This window comes from Pseudomonas tremae (assembly GCF_001401155.1).
Lineage (GTDB): Bacteria > Pseudomonadota > Gammaproteobacteria > Pseudomonadales > Pseudomonadaceae > Aquipseudomonas > Aquipseudomonas tremae.
Genome location: NZ_LJRO01000140.1, coordinates 1 through 351 on the forward strand (window position 1 = coordinate 1; position 351 = coordinate 351).

The 351-nt window shown below is 59.8% G+C and carries 1 pseudogene; it reads left to right on the forward strand.

Going from position 1 to position 351, the window contains the following annotated elements:
• A pseudogene (locus ALO43_RS09770) lies at positions 1–298 on the forward strand (phage tail protein); the annotation flags it as partial.
• Between the last annotated feature and the right edge of the window lie 53 nt (positions 299–351).

Sequence of the window (351 nt, forward strand, 5' to 3'; positions counted from 1 at the left end):
GATGAGCACGCTTACCGCAAACACCACCATCACATTGGCCAACCCGGCAGTGACCGGGGCGACCATCGCGCCCACCACAGACAATGCGTTCATAGGCGCTTCCACTAGCGGACCGACCTCCGCCAATATCTTTTCGCCCAATGCAGGCACCGCACCTGTCGTGCAGAAGGGCGTCAGTACCGCCATCACCGGAACCATGCAGCCCGTCGGAGGCAGCCTGCCTATCGACAGCATGAACCCGTTCCTGGTGGTGAACTTCAGTATCGCCCTGCAGGGTCTTTTCCCTACCAGGGACTGATCTGACACGAGTCCAGGGACGGGCTCTTCCCACTCATTTCACTGGAGATGCGT